Origin of the sequence: Streptomyces sp. YIM 98790 (assembly GCF_011421595.1) — a bacterium.
Classification (GTDB): domain Bacteria; phylum Actinomycetota; class Actinomycetes; order Streptomycetales; family Streptomycetaceae; genus Streptomyces.
In genome coordinates, this window is sequence record NZ_WTLH01000142.1 from 1 (window position 1) to 16,053 (window position 16,053).

Sequence of the window (16,053 nt, forward strand, 5' to 3'; positions counted from 1 at the left end):
CCCGCCGCGCGCGGGCCCCCGGCCTGCCCGGCCCTTCCGGCCCGCCCCGCCCGCGCGTTGCCGTTCTCCCCCGGCGGCCCTCCTCCGGGGGACTGCCGGTTCTTCCGGTGCTCCCGGGCCCGGCGGGCCGCCTCGCCCGGCGGCACGCCGGCGCTGACCAGCCGGCACATGTGCTCCACCACCGCGATGTCCTCCGCTCTCCACCGCCGGTGCCGCCCGCTCCGGTGGCCGGCCGGGCCGATCCCGTAACGGCGGTCCCAGGACCGCAGCGTGGTGGGCGCCACCGCGAACCGCCGGGCCACCGCACTCGTGGTCAGCCCCGGTCCGCCCTGCGGCGCCGGGACGGCTTCCGCACCCGCACTCATGGAGCGAACCGTAGGCCAAACGGCCTCGCCACCACCGGAATTCGGGCAAAGCCTTGACAACCGCCGCGCGTGCCGCTCCAGATGGCCCGCCCGGGTGGGTGACCGCCGCACGGCCCGGTACGGGTGACGGCGGTGCCGGGCTGCGGCGCCGTGCCCGGACCCGACACGATCAACCGAACACCAGCACGGTACCTTCACTCCTCGTCCCCGACCGCTCCGAAGGAACCGTGCGCATGACCACCGAAGACCGGAACGCCGAGCAGTCAGGCGGCCCCGACGGTACGGGAAGCTCCGGCAACACCGACAGGACCGACGGCACCGGCAGCACCGACGGAACGGGGAGACCGGACCCGGCCGGCGGCCCCGCCTCCCTCTCCGACGAAGCCTGGGAGGAGTTCCAGCGTTCGGCCGGTGCCACCGCGCGCAGCGCTGCGGCGCCCCGGGAACCCTCCGCCCGCGCCCGCATGGTGACGACCCGGCTGCGGGCCATGGACGAGCAGGCCGTGCAGCAGCGGCCCCGCCGCCGCCTGGGCCGCAGGGCAGCCAAGGAGCCTGAGCCCTGGCAGCCCCCGGGCTGGCGCACCGGCCCGGCCTGGCAGGACATGCCGGGCGGCCGGCGCCGGCGCCGGCCGGTGCAGTGGCTGTCCGCCGCGCTGCTGCTCGTCCTCGTCGCCTACACCGCCAAGGTGACCCTGATCGACGGCCGGAGCGTGCAGAGCGTGGCCGCGCCGGTGCAGGAATGGCTCGACGGCGCCCTGGGGGAGACCGCCGACCGGGGCGGGGACCCGGTGCAGCCGGTGGAGGCCCTGCCCCCGGAGACCGCGCCGCCCAGCGAGGCGCCGGCCGCCGGGCCCGGCTCCGGCGGGCCGAGCCTGGAGCGGCCCTACCGCGGTTCCCCGGCCCTGGTCTGGGCGGACGGGGCGGACGCCATCGAACTGCCGGAGGCGGCCGACGCCGGCGGGGTGCCCGCGAAGGAGATCGCCGAAGGGCTGCGGCTGACCAAGGAGTTCCTGGTCGCGGCCAATCTCGAGCCGGAGGTCCTGGCGGGCGGAGTGCCGGAGGCCGCGCTGGCGCTGATCGATCCCGGACAGCAGAAGCTGATCGACGACTACCGGGGCGCCCTGGACGGCCCCACCGCCGAGGCCGACGCCACGGTGCTGTTCAGCCGTTTCGATCCTGCCGAGGCCCTGCTGGTGGACGTGCCGGTCAAGGTGCGCGGCCACATGGAGGTGGTGACGGGCGAGGGAGACGGTCAGGCGATGATCCGCGCCGACTACACCTTTGTCTACCCGGTGACCAAGGCGGACGGCTCGGGGAAGGTGACCCGTACCGTGGTGCGGCGGGTGCTGGAGGTACACGTGGTGCGGCCGGGCCTGAGGACGAGGACCCCGGGCCATGTCTGGCTCTCCACCTTCCAGTCGGACATCGGGAACTCCTCCTGCGAGTCCCCCGACGGCCTGCTGCACCCGGAGTTCAGCGGCGACCCGGTCACCGGCGAGGCGCCGCCCGGGCCCACCCTCGACCCGTACGACCGCAGCAGGTCGCTGGAGGAGGAACCCGCGGAGTGCGGCACGGTCAGCCGTATATGACGGCCCCGGGGCTCTCCGCCCGCGGGCAGGGCCTGCGGGCTTTCGTCCCCCTTGCCCTCCCCTAAACGTCACAACCCGGCAACGTCCCTGCAATCCTCTCGCGTATCGCGCCTGGCTGCACCACTCTGGCCCGCATGGCTGGACACTCCCCGAGACATGCCTCCGCCCGACCAGGTCTGCGTGCCGTCCTGGGAAGCGCCGTCGCTGTCTCAGTCATGTTCTCCCTCACGGGTCTTACCGGCTGCGGCACGACGGAAGACCCGGGCGCCGGAGGCCCGGTGCCCGATTACACCATCGCCGATCAGGAGGAGTCGGATGCCACCGGCAGCGTGACTCTGGTCAGCCCGAACGTGACCGTGGACGAGGCGATCGCCGCGATCCGCGATTACGCCGAAGGCATCGACGGCCAACTGCACTACGAGATCACCGTGGTGCGCAGCCAGAGCGACAGCGAGTATGTCTGCCGCGGCAAATGGGTGAAGGACGAGAAGGCCGCCGAGATCTACGGCAGCGGCCAGGTCGTCTCCGACACCTGGCCCGCCATTGACACCGACTGCCCGGACTCCTGACACCCTTTTCCTGACACCGATATCACCACGAATACCCCTATCCCGTCCGACCGGCCCCGGGGCTCCCCGCACGACCGTCCCCGGGGCCGTCCGCTCTCCGGCCGCCGCCCGCGTCCCGTGGCTGGTGCGCCCGGCCCGATGTGCGGCAGGCTGTGGCGCCATGAGTATCCGACGCCTCTTACTGGCCTTTGCTGTTGCGACCCCCCTCGCGCTTGCCACGGCATGCAGCGGTGACGGCGACGACGGGGAGGGCGCGCTCACCGCCGAGAAGATCGTGGAGCGGCTGGCCGAACACCTCGGAGAGGAGGAATTCGGCGAGCCGCAGGAGAACACCGCCTCCTGCTCCAACGAGGCGGCCGGCGGCGACCCGCAGGACAGCGACTGCGCACAGCTGATCGTCACCGACCAGGTCGCCGTCTACGAGTTCGGCACAACCGAGCTGTCCCGGGACTGGGTGAATCGTTACGCCCGCGTGGACGAGGAGGACTGGCGCCAGGTCGGCCGGTTCGCCCTGGCCTGGACCACGCCGGAGCAGCTCACCGTCGACGAGGCACGCCGTACGGAGATCACCGGCCTCGTCACCGAGTGGACCACGGAACCGGCCCCTTCCTGACCCACCCGGGCCCGCTCCCGGCCGTCCGGCCGCCGCCCCCGTCGGCCGGACGGCACACCACGTATGACCACGGGTGCGCCACGGAGTCTCCGCGGACGACCAGCCGGACCAGCCGGACTCGCCGGAGCGGCCGGACCAGCCGGAGCGGCCGGCGGCGAACGGCACATGTCCGGCTGAGCCGCCCGTTCCGGCGTCAGGCGATGCGGCGGGCCATGGCGGGGTCGGGAGCGGCCACAGCCCCGGGGTGCAGAATCCCGGCGAGCGCCTCCACCCCGTCCACCAGCCGCGGGCCGGGCCGGGCGAACGAGGCGTTGGCGTCCACCGCCCACAGCGGTACCCCGGCCGGGACCCGGTCTGCCACCTCCGCGGCCAGCCGCGCGGACTCCTCCAGCCCGAAGCCGCACGGGGCGCACACCACCACCTCGGCCCCGGCCGCGGCGGCCGCCTCCCAGGTGGTGCGGAAGGAGCGCTCCCCGGAACGCCCCAGCACGCACCGCCCGCCGGCCGCCGCCACCATGTCCGGCACCCAGTGGCCCGGCGCGAACGGCGGATCGGTCCACTCCAGCACCAGCGCCGGCACCGGCCGCCCGGCCGCGGTCCCGGCCCGTACCGCATCGAGCCGGGCGGACAGCTCCGCCGCCAGCCGCTCGCCCCGGTCCCGGGCCCCGGCGGCCGCCCCGATGGTGACGACCGAGCCGAGCACCTCGGCCAGCGTCTGCGGATCGACGGTCAGCACCTCCGCCCGGCAGGCCAGATATTCCAGCGCATCGTGCACCGTGGACACGTCCACCGCGCACACCGCGCACAGATCCTGGGTGACCACCAGATCGGCGTCCAGCCCGGCCAGCGCGCCGCCGTCCAGATGGTAGAGGTCCTCCCCGGCCGCCATCCGCTCGGCGACCAGCCGGTCGATCTCCGCGGGCGGCAGCCCCTCCGGCAGTGCGCTGGTGGACACGATCCGCCGGGCGCGCGCCTGCGGCGGATGGTCGCATTCGAAGGTCACGCCCACCACGTCGTCACCGACGCCGAGCGCGAACAGGATCTCGGTCGCTGAGGGAAGCAGGGAGACGATCCGCACCCACCCACCGTAGACCCGCCCTCCCCGCCGCCTGCCCCCGGCGCCGCCCGACGGCGTCCGGCTCCTCCGGAGGGCCTCACGCTGCGGTCGGTCCGGCTCGCCCCGGCTCGCCCCCGACCCGGCGGCGCAGGCATGCGGGCATCCGCCGGAGGCCGTCAGCCGGCCAGGAGCGGGCCGAACGTCCGGACCCCGATCTCCACGGCGCGGTCCTGGGCGATGATCTCCCCCTTCACCTCGGGGTGCGCGCGCGCCCACCGCTCGGCCGAGGCCCGGCCGGCGAAGAAGTTCAGCGCCTCGCAGCACACCAGGGCGGCCGGTCCCGCACCCTCCCGGCGGCCGATGAACACCACCGCCTCCGCCGGCTCCCACCGCGCGGTGCCGCCGACGAAGGTGACCGTGACCGGGCGGCCGTCGAGCGGATCGCTGGAGGACACCGTCACGTCCTGGCCGAGCATCGCCGAGACGCCCAGGGCGTCGATCGCGCACATCGACCACGTCTCCACTCCGCCGGCCAGCCGGACCCGGTGCCGGGTCTCGACGGCCGAGAACGGGTAGGCGGCCCGGATCCGGCCTGCCCGGTCCAGATGCAGGAAGTCCTCCCGGCCGAGCTCGGCCAGGACCTCGCCGGCCGCCCGCCCGGCCGCGGCCGCGACGGGCTCCAGCCCGGCCGTTCCGGGCGCCCGTCCGGTGGCGGCGAAGTGCCGCAGCACCGCCTGGTGCACGGCCCGCAGCCCGCGCTCGGCCGGTGCGCGGCGGCCCCGCCCGGCCCGGCCGATCGCGTCCAGGGCGTCCGGCTCGCAGCATTCCGTCCCGGCACCGGCATCGGCATCGGCCCCGGCCCTGGACACCTCCGCCGTGGCGAGTGCGCGCCGCAGTGCCGTGATGCCGGGAGCGCCTTCGAGACGGCCCTCGTCGTCCCGGTAGAGACGGCAGGACAGGCTCGCCGGCGCGCCCTCGGCCGCAAACGGGTCGACGCCGTCGAGCAGCATGGTGGGCGAACCCGTCATGCCCCGCCGGGCGGCCTCGGCGTCCTCGGTCACCTCGACCACCTCCACCTCCACCTCACCTTCCACCTGCGCCGGGCGCCCGTCGAGCGCCGCGGCGATCCGCTCGCGCATGAGCGGCGCGTTGGGGCAGTCCGGCACCGTCAGCACCGTGATCCGCATGTCGCTGTCCTCCTGGTCCGATGTCCCGCTCCGAACGTAGACCTTCCAGCCCACTGGAAGGTCAAGGCGTACCGTGGAGGTATGCGCATCGGAGAGCTGGCCACCGCGAGCGGAACCACGACCAAGACCATCCGCTTCTACGAGCAGGCCGGACTGCTGCCCGAGCCGCCACGCACCACGGGCGGCTACCGCGACTACGCGCCCGACGCCGTCCGGCGCCTCGGCTTCATCCGCGACGCCCGGGGGGCCGGCCTCAGCCTCGCCGAGATCCGGTCCGTCCTGCGGCTGCGCGACGGCGGGCAGGCACCCTGCGGGCACGTCACCGAGCTGATCAACGAACACCTCGCCGAGATGGACCGCCGCCTGGCCGAACTCCTCGCGACCCGCACGGCACTGACAGCACTCGCCCGGCGCGCGGCCGGGACCGACCCGGACACCTGCACCGGGGACGACATCTGCCGCATCCTCACGCACCGGCCCTGACGGCCCCGACGGCCCTGACGGCCGGGGAGGCCGGTGTCAGGGGGCGGGGAGGATGCGGTGGGGGGTGTAGGTGCTGGAGCCGCGGCGGCCCCACTCGCGGGGGTAGCCGAGGGACACCTCCTCGAACCGCACGCCGTCGTGCCACATGGTGCGGGGGATGTGGAGGTGGCCGTAGACGACGACCTCCGCCCGGTACCGCAGGTGCCAGTCGGCGGTCGCCTCGCTGCCGCACCACAGCGCGAACTCCGGGTAGCGCAGAATCCGGGTCGGCTCGCGGCGCAGCGGGAAGTGGTTCACCAGGACCGTGCGCTCGCCCGGGGCCAGGGCGGCGAGCCGTTCCTCCGTGACGGCCAGCCGCTTGCGGCACCAGTCGTCGATGCCCGGGTACGGGTCCGGGTGCAGCAGCGACTCGTCCGTCCCCACCACCCCCGCCTGGTGAGCCCGCGCGAGGGCGGCTTCCCGGGTGTGGGTGCCCTCCGGGCGGAAGGTGTAGTCGTACAGCAGGAACAGCGGCACCACCCGCACCGGGCCGCCCGCGCCCTCCCAGAGCGGGTACGGGTCCTCGGGGCAGACCACGCCCAGCTCCCGGCACAGGGAGACCAGATGGCGGTAGCGGGCCTGGCCGCGCAGCGTGACCGGGTCGCTCGGGTGGGTCCACAGCTCGTGGTTGCCCGGTGCCCAGATCACCTTGGCGAACCGCTCGGCCAGCAGCCGCAGCGCCCAGCGGATGTCGCCGGCCAGCTCCCCGACGTCACCGGCGACGATCAGCCAGTCGTCCGGGTGCTCCGGCTTCAGCCGTTCCACGATCGCCCGGTTCTCGGGGTATGCGACATGCAGATCACTGACCGCCAGCAGCGAGCCACCGCCCCCGCCCCCGGATGTGTCCTGCCCAGCGTCCCCCGCCGCTGGTAGCTGCATCGTCACCTCGCATCGTCGTAGGGCGCCCCGTGCGGTTCTGCTGCGGCCGACGGTACGTCAGCATCCGTTCGCCGTACCGGCCAGGGGACAGCGTATGGGGTACCGGCAGCCCTCCGGGCACCGGACGGGCAAAGTCAGGAGGTACGGACGTCACGTGACCGGCCCCGGACGGGGACGGCGGTGCCGCCGCACCACAGCCGGAAACATGCCGGTACGGGCCTGCTCCGGCTCGGCCGGGTCGCCGAGGGTCATGGCCGGGGCGGTCACCGGCCGTTCTCCGATGCGGCGGCTCGGGCGGCGTCGTGCGCCTGCTGGAGGATGAGTCCGGTCCGGCACGGCCGTGCGGGCTTGCACGTCCTGCAGGCGGCGACGTGCCGCTGCCGCATCTGCCACACCTGGTCCAGGTGCAGGTAGCGGTGGGCGTGGGCGGCGCAGGCGAAGACGATGAAGTCGGCGCCGGAGGCGCGCTCGGTGCCGCCCACGGGAAGTACATCGGTGCGCAGTTCCTTGCAGTGCGCGCACATACGGCGCGCGGTGCCTGGCCCTTCAGTCGCACGGTGCGGCATCGGAAGCCCTCCGGCCGTCTACGGGTAGTCAGTGCGTGACGGACCGTAGGGGGCGGTGGGCTGCCGAGTATGAACGCCAGGAATAGTCCCAGGTCAAAGCGGTTGTATTCACTCGTCCAGGTGAAAGCGGGCGGACATCAGCCGCAACCGCTCCCGCACCCCGGTCCGCTCGGCGGAGCGGATACGGCGCAGGGTGGCCCGGGCGATCGGGTGGTTGCGGATCAGCTGCGGTGCCGTGCGCTCGGCCGCCTCCAGTTCGGACAGGGCCCGGTCCCGGTCCCCGCTCCACAGATAGGCCCGGGACAGGTCCAGCCTGTAGTGCCCGCGGCGACTGCGTGGCAGTGCGGTGATCACGGAGGACGGCAACTGCTGGTGCAGCCGCAGGGCGGCATCGTGCTGGGCCATCTCCAGTTCGACGTTCACCGCGTGGATGCGGACATTCCCTGCGGAGAACGTCAGGCTGTGCCGGTCGAAGCCCAGTCCCGGCAGGCGCCCGGCGGCCTCCGCGGCCTGCTCGATCCGGTGCCGTGCCTCGGCCTCCCGGATGCCGCCGGCCCGTGCGGCCGACACCGCGGCCCGCAGATGCAGCGAACCCCATACCCGTACCGCTGCCGCATCCCCGCGCCGGTACAGCGGCTCCACACCGCGCAGCGCTTTGTCCGACAGGGCCAGGGAGTCGCCCCAGTCGGCGGTGGCCCACATGTCCCACACCCGCATCCAGTCCGCCACCGCCGGCAGCAGTTCGTCCCCGGACAGCCGGGCCGCCCACGCCGCGCGCTCGCAGGCCATGGCGATCAGCTCCGGGTGGCCGAGGGCGTGCGCGGCGGTGTGCGCGAACTTGCAGGCCACGGCGTACACGCCGAACGCTTCCTCGCGCTCGTGCCCGGTGCCGGCCTCGGCGAGCGCCCTGGCCTCCCGCAGCAGATCCGGCAGCAGCTGCAGGATCTTCGTGTTCGCGGCGTTGTCCCGCAGCCGGTGCAGCGCCGCGGTCTCCCGCCACAGCGCGGCCGCCGGCCGCGGGGAGCCGTCGAACACCGGGGCCAGGTCGTAGCGCCGCATCTCCCGCATGACCGCCGAGGCGGAGCGCTGCCACTCCACGCCGTCGGCGGCCGTCGGGTACGGCCGCTCGATCAGGTCGTTGGGATGGACGTGCAGTGCGGCGGCCAGTTCATTGATGACGCTGGTGCGGTCCAGTTCCTGGCGTCCGCGTTCCACCTTGGACACCCAGCCCTGGGTCCTGCGGAGTTCGGCGGCGAGATCGGCCTGGGTGAGGCCGAGGCGCAGCCGTGCGTCGCGGACGCGCTCGCCGATCGCTTCGGCTTCCGTGGGGATGCTGCGCGGTGGGCGGTGCTGGGGCATGACGGGTCTCCGGTCAGTCCGCTGGTCGCACTGTGGACCGTACCGCCCGGGGCGCTCTCCAGGACGGTGAACGGCCCGACAGGCGGTCTCGTCGGGGCCGTTGGGCGGTCAGCCGCGGTTGTCTCCTTGCGTACCCGTCACGGCTTCGTTCTGCACTCGGCCCAGCAGCGGGCCGGCAGGACCCCGGAAGACGGCGAAAGCCCCGGCGCGCCCGGGGCCTGACGTGGTCGTTCGGTGTGGGGCGGGTGGGACTCGAACCCACGGCCGACGGATTATGAGTCCGTTGCTCTAACCGGCTGAGCTACCGCCCCGAACGGCGTGCCGCGCACAGATGTGCGCGCCGTCCTGCCGCAGCATAGCTGCTCATACGATCTCCCGCCCGGGCCGGGGGAGACGTGCGCCGGTAAGGACTCCCGGCATGGGGTGATCGGTTCCCGCGATCTTCGCCGTGATGCGTCCGAAACGGCAAAGGACCCCGTAGTGGGGTCCTTTGGGTGAAGCTCCCCCGACTGGACTCGAACCAGTAACCTACCGGTTAACAGCCGGTTGCTCTGCCAATTGAGCTACGGAGGACTGCTCCGCTCGGGTCCCGCTCCCGGCTCCCGGGAGCGTTCCCTTGCTGCGGGCAATACATTAGCGCATGCGAGGGCGTGCTCCGAAATCGGTAAACCGGGGAGTCCCCGCCGCACCGTGCGGCGGGCTGCCCCGCCGGGCCGGGCGTGGCCGGGAGCAGGCCGACAACCAGGCAGGGAAGGGGAGCCTCCGATGCGGAAGCTCATGTTCATCGCCGGTGCCGCCGTGGGCTATGTGCTGGGTGCCCGGGCGGGACGCGAGCGGTACGAGAAGATCGCGGGTACGGCCAGGAACGTCGCGAGCAACCCCGCGGTGCGCAACAGCGTGGACTCCGCGGTGCAGGCCGGGCGTCAGGCTGCGGCCAGGGCGGCGGACATGGTCAGCCACCGGGCCGGGAAGCGGCTGCCCGAGCCGCTGGCCGAGAAGCTGCGCGCGGTGCGCGACAAGGCCGTGCCGATGGACGACGACTGGGGAAAGGCGGCCAACGGCGGGCAGAGCCAGAGCCAGCCCCAGGCCCAGACGGAGACAGGCATGCGGGCCCGGACTCAGCCGTAGCAGACCCGGACCCGGGGGGATGGGCAGGTGCACGGGCGTTGCCCGGACCTGATCACTCAGGGTAGCGTCGTTCGGTATTCCGATTGACGGTCGGAATGCCGGACGTCAACTGCTGGGGTGCGGGGAGGCCGCCGAGATGGGAAGACGCGTACCGGCGGTGAGCCGGGCGCTGGACATTCTGGAGCTCTTCCTGGAAGGGAACGGCACCCTCTCCGCGCCCGAGATTACCCGCCGCCTGCAACTGCCGCGCACCACCGTGCACGAGCTGGTGACCACCCTGGCCGCCCGCTCGTATCTGACCCCGGTGCCCGAGCAGCCCGGCCGCTACCGGCTGGGCGTGCGCACCTACCAGCTCGGCAGCCGCTACGCGGAAGGGCTGGACCTGGCCGCGGAGGGCCAGCAGGTGGCCCGCGCGGTGGCCGAGACCTGTGGCGAGACCGTGCATGTCGCGGTGCTGGAGCATCTCGATGTGATCTACATCGCAAAGGTGGACAGCACGCACGCGGTGCGCATGGTCTCCGCCACGGGCCGGCGGCTGCCCGCGCACTGCACCGCGGTCGGCAAGATGCTGCTGGCCTCGCTGGACCCCGGGGAACTCTCCGCCCGGCTGGCCGGGCGCTCCGAGCTGCCCGCCATGACCGAGCACTCGCTCACCACGGTGGAGGCGCTGGAGAAGGAGCTCGCCGCGGTCCGGCGCGACGGCACCGCCGGTGAGCAGCGGGAGTCCAACCCGGACGTCAGCTGTGTCGCCGCCCCGGTCCGGGACCACGGCGGGCAGGTGGTGGCCGCACTGAGCATCTCCGTTCCCATGATCCGCTGGAACGAGGAGCGCCAGGCCGAACTGCGGGAGCTGGCGCTGCGCGGAGCAGCGGAGCTCTCCGCGCGGCTCGGCCACCGGACCGCCTGAGCCGCCACCACGGCGGGGAGGGCGGCCGGGCAGCCCGGCAACAAGGAGCCCGGGAGCCCGGGGCACGGGAGCACGGAACACGGACGAAGCGGAAGGACGGGTGAGGGGCGTGGCGGCCGGGATCGAGACAGCGGTACGCGCCGAGGCGGTGCTGGGCGAGGGGCCGACCTGGGACGCCGGGCGGCAGCGGCTGATCTGGGTGGACATCCTCTCCTCCCGGGTGCACTTCTACGACCCGGCGACCGGCCGCCGCACCGTGCTGGCCACCGGCCAGCACGTGGGCGCTGCCAAGCCGCGCACGGGCGGCGGCCTGGTGGTCAACCTCCGTGACGGCGTGGGCCGTTACGCCGAGGACGGCTCCTTCGGCTGGCTGCACCGCGCACCGGTGCCGGGCCGCCGCGGCAACGACGCGGCCGTGGCCCCGGACGGTGCGCTGTGGGCCGGGACGATGCGCTACGACACCGCGCCCGGGGGAGGCAGCCTGTCCCGCGTCTCCCCGGACGGCGAGGTGCGCACCGTGCTCACCGGCGTGGCCGTCAGCAACGGCATCGGCTGGAGCCCGGACGGCTCGCTGATGTACTTCATCGACACCCCCACCCGCCGGATCGACGTCTTCACCTTCAAGGACGGGGACGCCACCGAGCGGCGGCCGTTCGCCGAGACCGGCGGCAAGGGCTTCCCGGACGGCATGACGGTGGACGCCGCCGGCTGCCTGTGGGTGGCCTTCTGGGAAGGCGGCGAGGTGCGCCGCTACACGCCCGACGGGCGGCTGGACCGCACGGTCGCCGTGCCGGTGTCGCGGCCCACCGCCTGTGCCTTCGGCGGTCCCCGGCTGAGCGATCTCTACATCACCACGGCCCGCGTCGACACCGACCCGGCGGCCGAGCCGCTGGCCGGTTCGCTGCTGGTCATCCCGGACGCGGGGGAGGGGCTGCCGCAGCCCGCCTTCGCCGGTTAGCCGGCCTGCGCCGCGCGTCCGGCCGCCGCCCCGCCGGGCTCCGCCCCGCCGGGGCCCGGCCCGTCCGGCCCGTCCGGCTCCGCCCCGCCCGGCTCCGGCCGTGGCGCGGGGAGGTCTGCGGGAGCGTCCACGATCCGGCGCAGCAGATCGCGCAGGGCGGCACGCTCGGCCGGGTGCAGCGCCGCCAGCGGCGCGCGGGCGAACCCGAGGGAGGTGCGCAGGGTCTTCGCGGTGTGCAGCCCTCGTTCGGTGGCCGCCGCGATCTTCACCCGCCCGTCCGCCGGGTCGGTGCGGCGCTCGGCCAGGCCGCGCGCCACCAGCCGGTCCATGATCCCGGTGACATTGGACGGCTCGCACCGCAGCCGGTGGGCGAGCCGTCGCATCGGCGTGGGTTCCAGGGCGAGCAGCGCCAGCAGCCGGGCCTGCGCGCCGGTGAGCCCGTGCGCGGCGGCGGCCCGGTCGTACTCCTCGTGACAGCGGGCCACCACCGTGCCGATGAGCTCGATCACCTCGACGGTGACCGGATCGACGGACGGAGGAAGCCGGCTCATGGTCCCAGGCTACCCGCCGGTGCCGGCCGGGACAGGGCCGCGCAGACCGCCGCCACCGCAGCCACCACGGCCGTCACCACGGCCGTCACCGGGGCAGGCGCCAGGGCCGGCGCCCGCGCGCCGGGCGGGCGGCTCACGGGGCCAGATCGTCGGGCCGGGGCGGGCCGTGGCGCGGCACCCCCGAGCGGTGGGCCGCCCGGGCGACCGCGTAGCCGGCCACCGGAGCGGTGAAGAGCTGGAAGCCGCACGCGGCGAGGACCAGGACCGCGGTGCCCGGCCGCGGCAGGTGCAGCAGCACACCGAGCAGCACGCACACCACGCCCAGGGAAGCGGCCTTGGCCACCGCATTGGCGCGCAGGTACGCGTCGGGCAGCCGCAGCAGGCCGAGCGCGGCGAGGGCCACCAGCGCCACGCCGAGCACCAGCAGACCGTCCGCGACCGCCAGCCGGAGGGCCGTCACGAGGGCCCGCCCTCCGTCCGGCGGGCGAGCGCCACCGTGGTGAGGAAGCCGACCAGCGCGGCGACCAGGACCAGGACCAGCGGCACGGTGCTGTCCAGCCGCAGCGCCAGCAGCGCCAGGGCGCCGACGACCACGACGAAGGCGAGGTCCACGGCGACCACTCGGTCGGCGTCGGTGGGGCCTGCGACGATCCGCACCAGCGTTGCCGCCAGGGCCAGGCCCAGGACAATCAGGCCGCCGTCGACCAGCACCATGGGTCTCACGACTCCTCTCTCGGGGGCGGGCCGGGGCGCCAGAAGCGCAGCAGCTCGGTCTCCAGGTCGCGGAGTTCCTGGAGGAACTCCGCGGCGTCCGGGGCGAACATGCCGTGCACGTACAGCGCCGCGGAGGTGGTGTCGGAAGCGCTCTCGACCTCCATGGTCAGAGTGCCGGGGGTGAGGCTGATGAGATGGGCCATGGTGAAGACCTCCCCCGTCCCGCGGCAGCGCAGCGGCATGCGCACCACCACCGGAGCGATCCGGCTGCGCGGGGTGAGGATCTCCAGCGCGACGAGCGCGTTGGACTTCAGGAACAGCCAGCCGAAGTGGGCGGCGAAGCGCGGCAGCCGGAGCAGGCGGCCCCCGGCACGGCGGGCGGCGGCTCTCATGGTCCGGCCACCCCCGTGCCCGCCGCCCGGGAGGTCACCGCGGCGATCCAGTCCGCCGGGTCGGTCAGGTGTGCGGCGGCGACCTGGGCCACGTCCAGCAGCGGTTTGCCGCCCGCGCCGAGGATCAGCGAGAAGGCGGCCAGCGCCGCGGCCGGCAGCACCAGACCCGGCCGGGCCGGGCGGGGGGCCTCCGCGGGGGAGCGGTGCGGGGCCGGCTCGGGAGGATCGGGAGGGCCGGCGAAGACGGCGGACCAGATCTTCAGCATGGACAGCAGGGTGAGCAGGCTGACGGCCGTGGCGACGGTGAGGGAGATCCAGTCCTGTTCCAGTGCCGTGGCGCGCAGCAGTCCGAGCTTGGCCACGAAGCCGGACATCGGGGGCAGCCCGGCCAGTGACAGGGCGGCCGTCACAAAGGCGGCGGTGAGCAGCGGTTCACGGGCCGCCAGTCCCTTGACACCGTCCAGCCGGCCGGTGCCGTAGGCCGTCTCGACCGCCCCGGCGCACAGCAGCAGCGCGGTCTTCACCAGGACGTACTGGACCAGGTAGAAGATGGCGGCGGCCAGCCCGTCGGTGGTGAACAGGGCCGGGCCCAGCAGGACATAGCCGACCTGGCTGACCATGTGGAAGACCAGGATGGGGCGCATGGCGCTCTCCCCGACCGCGCCGAGCACGCCGACGACCATGGTCAGCCAGGCCGCCGCCAGAAGCAGCCAGAGATGGGCGCGGTCCCCGTCGTAGACCACCGCGTAGATGCGGATGGCCGCGAACAGGGCCACCTTGGTGAGCAGTCCGGAGAACAGCGCGGTGATCACCGGGGAGGTCTCCGGATAGGTGCGCGGCAGCCAGCCGTGCAGCGGGACCACGGCCGCCTTGACGGCCAGGGCGAGCAGGACGACGGCGCCGGCCGCGGCCACCGCGGCGGAGTCCCGGGCGGCACCGGCCAGCGCGCCGAGGTTGAGCGTGCCGGTCAGGCCGTAGACCAGTGCCAGCCCGGCGAGCAGCATCGTGGAGGCGAGCAGGCTGATGGTGACGTAGATGCGGCCCGCCGTCAGCCGGCCCCTGCCGCCGGCCATGGTGAGCAGCACGTACGACGGCATCAGCATCAGTTCGAGGAGCACGAACAGGTTGAACAGGTCGGCGGTGAGCAGGGCTCCGTAGGTGCCCCCGGAGCACAGCAGCACCAGCGGGGCGAAGACCGGCTTCCGGTCGTCCCCCGAGGCGGCGGCGAACGCCAGGCAGACCAGGACCAGCAGGGCGGTGGTGCACAGCATCAGCGCACTGAAGGCGTCCGCGGCGAACACGATGGCCATGCCGGCCGGCCAGTCACCGATCCGGGTGGTGAGGATGTCGTCGCCCGTCACGGCGGTGCGGGTGAGCAGGACTGCGGCCGGGGCCAGCACCATGGCGGTGGTGGCCAGGGCGGCGGTGCGGCGCAGGCGGGCGTGACGGGGCAGGGCGGCGGTGAATCCGGCGGCCAGCAGGGGCAGGGCCACGGGGAGCGTGAGCAGGACGGGGGTCACCGGCCCGCCCCCCGTCCGGTGCCGTCCCGGCCGCCGCTGCCGCTTGTGGAGTCCCCGTCGCGGTGACCGGCGCCGTCGCGGTGACCGGCCCCGTTCGGTTCCCCGCCGTTCGGTTCCCCGTCCCGCTCGCCGGTTCCTTCGCCGTCCTGCTCACCGTTCCCGGTGCCGTCCCGGTCCCCGTCACCGGTGCGTGAGGCGCGCAGCAGGCCGAGCAGAAAGACCGTGACGCCGAAGGTGATGACGATGGCCGTCAGCACGAAGGCCTGCGGCAGGGGATCGGCCGCCCGGTCCGGCGCGGTCTCGTCCAGCAGCGGGGGCTCGCGCCGGCTCATCCCGCCGGCCGCCACGAACAGGATGTTGACGGCGTGGCCCAGCAGCACGAAGCCGAGCACGACGCGCAGCAGTTCGGGGCGCAGCAGCAGATAGGTGCCGCCGGCCACCAGCAGCCCGACCGCCAGTGCAGTGGTCATGGACGCACCTTTCCCCGTCCGCTGCTGAGCCGGTCCACGGCGGCGGCGAGCATTCCGGTGACGATGAGGAAGATGGCCAGGTCGAACAGCAGCCCCGAGGACAGCTTGAGGGACAGCAGCGGCAGCGTGGTGTGCATCGGGGTGAAGAACGGTTCTCCGGCGAACAGCGGTGCGCTCGCGGTGCCGAGCGCGAGCAGCACCCCGGAGGAGAGCAGCGGCAGCGGCCGCAGGTCGCGTTCGGCCGCCCTGGGCAGGCGGCCCTGGGCCGCGCGCCCCAGGGCCACCGCCGCCCCGGTCACCAGGGCGGCGATGAAGCCCCCGCCGGGGGCGTTGTGGCCGCGCAGCAGCAGCCAGGCCGCGACCAGCAGCATGAGCGGCCCCAGCACCCGGCCGGAGGCCCGGAAGACCATCCGGTCCGCACCCGGGTCGGGGGCGATGCCCGGGCCGGAGGCGGGCACGGGCTCGGTGACGTGCCGGGGCGCGAGCAGCGCCATCAGCCCGAGGGTGGCGGCACCCAGGACGAGCGCCTCGCCCAGGGTGTCCAGGGCCCGGAACTCCACGAGGATCACGTTGACCGCGTTGTGTCCGCCGGTTTCCGGAACGGAACGGTCCAGCAGTTCCTGGCCGAGGGGGGAGACGTCCGGACGGCCGGTGAAGGCCGGCACCGCCGCGGCGGCCAGGGCGGCGGTCGCCGCGGCGACCGCCGC

At 74.2% G+C, this 16,053-nt stretch carries 20 protein-coding genes and 2 tRNA genes; 7 read left to right on the forward strand and 15 right to left on the reverse strand.

The window, feature by feature from the left end; translation table 11 throughout:
• Window positions 1–365: MerR family transcriptional regulator (locus GQS09_RS20625; RefSeq protein WP_165988485.1), on the reverse strand; the 365-nt coding region annotated here is incomplete at its 3' end.
• A gap of 233 nt (window positions 366–598) precedes the next feature.
• Between GQS09_RS20625 and GQS09_RS20630 the strand changes: the two genes are divergently transcribed.
• From GQS09_RS20630 to GQS09_RS20640, 3 genes are all read left to right on the forward strand, one after another.
• The gene (locus tag GQS09_RS20630; protein ID WP_207958080.1) at window positions 599–1,954 is read left to right on the forward strand and encodes a hypothetical protein; all 1,356 of its coding nucleotides are present in this window, start codon (window positions 599–601) and stop codon (window positions 1,952–1,954) included.
• Window positions 1,955–2,169: 215 nt separating this feature from the next.
• Entirely contained in the window at window positions 2,170–2,523 is a 354-nt protein-coding gene (locus GQS09_RS20635) for a hypothetical protein (protein ID WP_165988487.1), read from the forward strand.
• A 160-nt stretch (window positions 2,524–2,683) separates the two neighbouring features.
• Window positions 2,684–3,136 carry a hypothetical protein gene (locus tag GQS09_RS20640; protein ID WP_165988489.1) on the forward strand — a complete coding sequence of 151 codons (453 nt, stop codon included), beginning with the start codon at window positions 2,684–2,686 and terminating at the stop codon, window positions 3,134–3,136.
• A gap of 193 nt (window positions 3,137–3,329) precedes the next feature.
• Here the strand turns inward: GQS09_RS20640 and GQS09_RS20645 are convergent, their stop codons facing one another.
• Together GQS09_RS20645 and GQS09_RS20650 are read right to left on the reverse strand one after the other, a co-directional pair.
• A complete protein-coding gene (locus GQS09_RS20645) occupies window positions 3,330–4,214 on the reverse strand; it encodes an ABC transporter substrate-binding protein (protein ID WP_165988491.1) in 885 nt (294 codons plus the stop codon).
• A 155-nt stretch (window positions 4,215–4,369) separates the two neighbouring features.
• Entirely contained in the window at window positions 4,370–5,380 is a 1,011-nt protein-coding gene (locus tag GQS09_RS20650; protein WP_165988493.1) for an alkylmercury lyase family protein, read from the reverse strand.
• An 81-nt stretch (window positions 5,381–5,461) separates the two neighbouring features.
• On the opposite strand from GQS09_RS20650, the gene GQS09_RS20655 reads away from it, so the two are divergent.
• On the forward strand, window positions 5,462–5,863 hold the full coding sequence (locus GQS09_RS20655; protein ID WP_165988495.1) for a heavy metal-responsive transcriptional regulator: 402 nt from the start codon (window positions 5,462–5,464) through the stop codon (window positions 5,861–5,863).
• A 36-nt stretch (window positions 5,864–5,899) separates the two neighbouring features.
• Here GQS09_RS20655 and GQS09_RS20660 read toward each other — a convergent pair whose 3' ends face one another.
• From GQS09_RS20660 to GQS09_RS20680, 5 genes are all read right to left on the reverse strand, one after another.
• The gene (locus GQS09_RS20660; RefSeq protein WP_165988497.1) at window positions 5,900–6,781 is read right to left on the reverse strand and encodes a metallophosphoesterase; all 882 of its coding nucleotides are present in this window, start codon (window positions 6,779–6,781) and stop codon (window positions 5,900–5,902) included.
• Between the two features lie 263 nt (window positions 6,782–7,044).
• Window positions 7,045–7,305, reverse strand: a complete 261-nt coding sequence (locus GQS09_RS20665; protein ID WP_165988499.1) for a hypothetical protein — start codon at window positions 7,303–7,305, stop codon at window positions 7,045–7,047.
• 150 nt (window positions 7,306–7,455) lie between these two features.
• Window positions 7,456–8,706, reverse strand: coding sequence for a helix-turn-helix domain-containing protein (locus tag GQS09_RS20670; protein ID WP_165988501.1), 1,251 nt, complete (start codon window positions 8,704–8,706; stop codon window positions 7,456–7,458).
• Between the two features lie 237 nt (window positions 8,707–8,943).
• A tRNA-Ile gene (locus GQS09_RS20675) sits at window positions 8,944–9,017 on the reverse strand.
• 189 nt (window positions 9,018–9,206) lie between these two features.
• Window positions 9,207–9,279, reverse strand: a tRNA-Asn gene (locus GQS09_RS20680).
• Window positions 9,280–9,471: 192 nt separating this feature from the next.
• Between GQS09_RS20680 and GQS09_RS20685 the strand changes: the two genes are divergently transcribed.
• The 3 genes from GQS09_RS20685 to GQS09_RS20695 all read left to right on the forward strand — a co-directional run bounded on the left by GQS09_RS20685 (window position 9,472) and on the right by GQS09_RS20695 (window position 11,699).
• Window positions 9,472–9,834, forward strand: a complete 363-nt coding sequence (locus GQS09_RS20685; RefSeq protein WP_165988503.1) for a hypothetical protein — start codon at window positions 9,472–9,474, stop codon at window positions 9,832–9,834.
• Between the two features lie 136 nt (window positions 9,835–9,970).
• Complete coding sequence (locus GQS09_RS20690; protein ID WP_165988504.1) at window positions 9,971–10,741, forward strand: IclR family transcriptional regulator; 771 nt, start codon at window positions 9,971–9,973, stop codon at window positions 10,739–10,741.
• Between the two features lie 109 nt (window positions 10,742–10,850).
• Window positions 10,851–11,699, forward strand: a complete 849-nt coding sequence (locus GQS09_RS20695) for an SMP-30/gluconolactonase/LRE family protein (RefSeq protein ID WP_165988506.1) — start codon at window positions 10,851–10,853, stop codon at window positions 11,697–11,699.
• Here GQS09_RS20695 and GQS09_RS20700 read toward each other — a convergent pair.
• From GQS09_RS20700 to mbhE, 7 genes are all read right to left on the reverse strand, one after another.
• Window positions 11,696–12,250 carry a MarR family winged helix-turn-helix transcriptional regulator gene (locus GQS09_RS20700; protein ID WP_165988508.1) on the reverse strand — a complete coding sequence of 185 codons (555 nt, stop codon included), beginning with the start codon at window positions 12,248–12,250 and terminating at the stop codon, window positions 11,696–11,698. The two genes, GQS09_RS20695 and GQS09_RS20700, sit on opposite strands and share 4 nt — an antisense overlap.
• A 133-nt stretch (window positions 12,251–12,383) precedes the next feature.
• Window positions 12,384–12,710, reverse strand: a complete 327-nt coding sequence (gene mnhG, locus GQS09_RS20705; RefSeq protein WP_207958081.1) for a monovalent cation/H(+) antiporter subunit G — start codon at window positions 12,708–12,710, stop codon at window positions 12,384–12,386.
• A complete protein-coding gene (locus GQS09_RS20710) occupies window positions 12,707–12,964 on the reverse strand; it encodes a monovalent cation/H+ antiporter complex subunit F (RefSeq protein ID WP_165988516.1) in 258 nt (85 codons plus the stop codon). The genes mnhG and GQS09_RS20710 overlap by 4 nt, the downstream gene beginning before the upstream one ends.
• Window positions 12,965–12,969: 5 nt before the next feature.
• Window positions 12,970–13,356 carry a Na+/H+ antiporter subunit E gene (locus GQS09_RS20715; protein WP_165988510.1) on the reverse strand — a complete coding sequence of 129 codons (387 nt, stop codon included), beginning with the start codon at window positions 13,354–13,356 and terminating at the stop codon, window positions 12,970–12,972.
• A complete protein-coding gene (locus GQS09_RS20720; protein ID WP_165988512.1) occupies window positions 13,353–14,876 on the reverse strand; it encodes a proton-conducting transporter membrane subunit in 1,524 nt (507 codons plus the stop codon). The genes GQS09_RS20715 and GQS09_RS20720 overlap by 4 nt, the downstream gene beginning before the upstream one ends.
• Window positions 14,873–15,346 (reverse strand): sodium:proton antiporter, encoded by a 474-nt coding sequence (locus GQS09_RS20725; RefSeq protein ID WP_165988514.1) that lies wholly within the window; start codon window positions 15,344–15,346, stop codon window positions 14,873–14,875. Before GQS09_RS20725 ends, GQS09_RS20720 begins: the two co-directional genes overlap by 4 nt.
• On the reverse strand, window positions 15,343–16,053 hold a 711-nt coding region (gene mbhE / locus GQS09_RS20730; RefSeq protein WP_279577773.1), incomplete at its 5' end, for a hydrogen gas-evolving membrane-bound hydrogenase subunit E. The genes GQS09_RS20725 and mbhE, both read right to left, overlap by 4 nt.

Excerpts from the sequence above, each read along its gene's own strand:
- GQS09_RS20725 (WP_165988514.1), bottom strand. The coding sequence starts at position 15,346 with ATGACCACTGCACTGGCGGTCGGGCTGCTGGTGGCCGGCGGCACCTAT.
- GQS09_RS20635 (WP_165988487.1), top strand. The coding sequence starts at position 2,170 with ATGTTCTCCCTCACGGGTCTTACCGGCTGCGGCACGACGGAAGACCCG.
- GQS09_RS20650 (WP_165988493.1), bottom strand. The coding sequence starts at position 5,380 with ATGCGGATCACGGTGCTGACGGTGCCGGACTGCCCCAACGCGCCGCTC.
- GQS09_RS20700 (WP_165988508.1), bottom strand. The coding sequence starts at position 12,250 with ATGAGCCGGCTTCCTCCGTCCGTCGATCCGGTCACCGTCGAGGTGATC.
- GQS09_RS20660 (WP_165988497.1), bottom strand. The coding sequence starts at position 6,781 with ATGCAGCTACCAGCGGCGGGGGACGCTGGGCAGGACACATCCGGGGGC.
- GQS09_RS20710 (WP_165988516.1), bottom strand. The coding sequence starts at position 12,964 with ATGGTGCTGGTCGACGGCGGCCTGATTGTCCTGGGCCTGGCCCTGGCG.
- GQS09_RS20640 (WP_165988489.1), top strand. The coding sequence starts at position 2,684 with ATGAGTATCCGACGCCTCTTACTGGCCTTTGCTGTTGCGACCCCCCTC.
- GQS09_RS20690 (WP_165988504.1), top strand. The coding sequence starts at position 9,971 with ATGGGAAGACGCGTACCGGCGGTGAGCCGGGCGCTGGACATTCTGGAG.
- GQS09_RS20630 (WP_207958080.1), top strand. The coding sequence starts at position 599 with ATGACCACCGAAGACCGGAACGCCGAGCAGTCAGGCGGCCCCGACGGT.
- GQS09_RS20665 (WP_165988499.1), bottom strand. The coding sequence starts at position 7,305 with ATGTGCGCGCACTGCAAGGAACTGCGCACCGATGTACTTCCCGTGGGC.
- GQS09_RS20670 (WP_165988501.1), bottom strand. The coding sequence starts at position 8,706 with ATGCCCCAGCACCGCCCACCGCGCAGCATCCCCACGGAAGCCGAAGCG.
- GQS09_RS20655 (WP_165988495.1), top strand. The coding sequence starts at position 5,462 with ATGCGCATCGGAGAGCTGGCCACCGCGAGCGGAACCACGACCAAGACC.
- GQS09_RS20715 (WP_165988510.1), bottom strand. The coding sequence starts at position 13,356 with ATGAGAGCCGCCGCCCGCCGTGCCGGGGGCCGCCTGCTCCGGCTGCCG.
- GQS09_RS20685 (WP_165988503.1), top strand. The coding sequence starts at position 9,472 with ATGCGGAAGCTCATGTTCATCGCCGGTGCCGCCGTGGGCTATGTGCTG.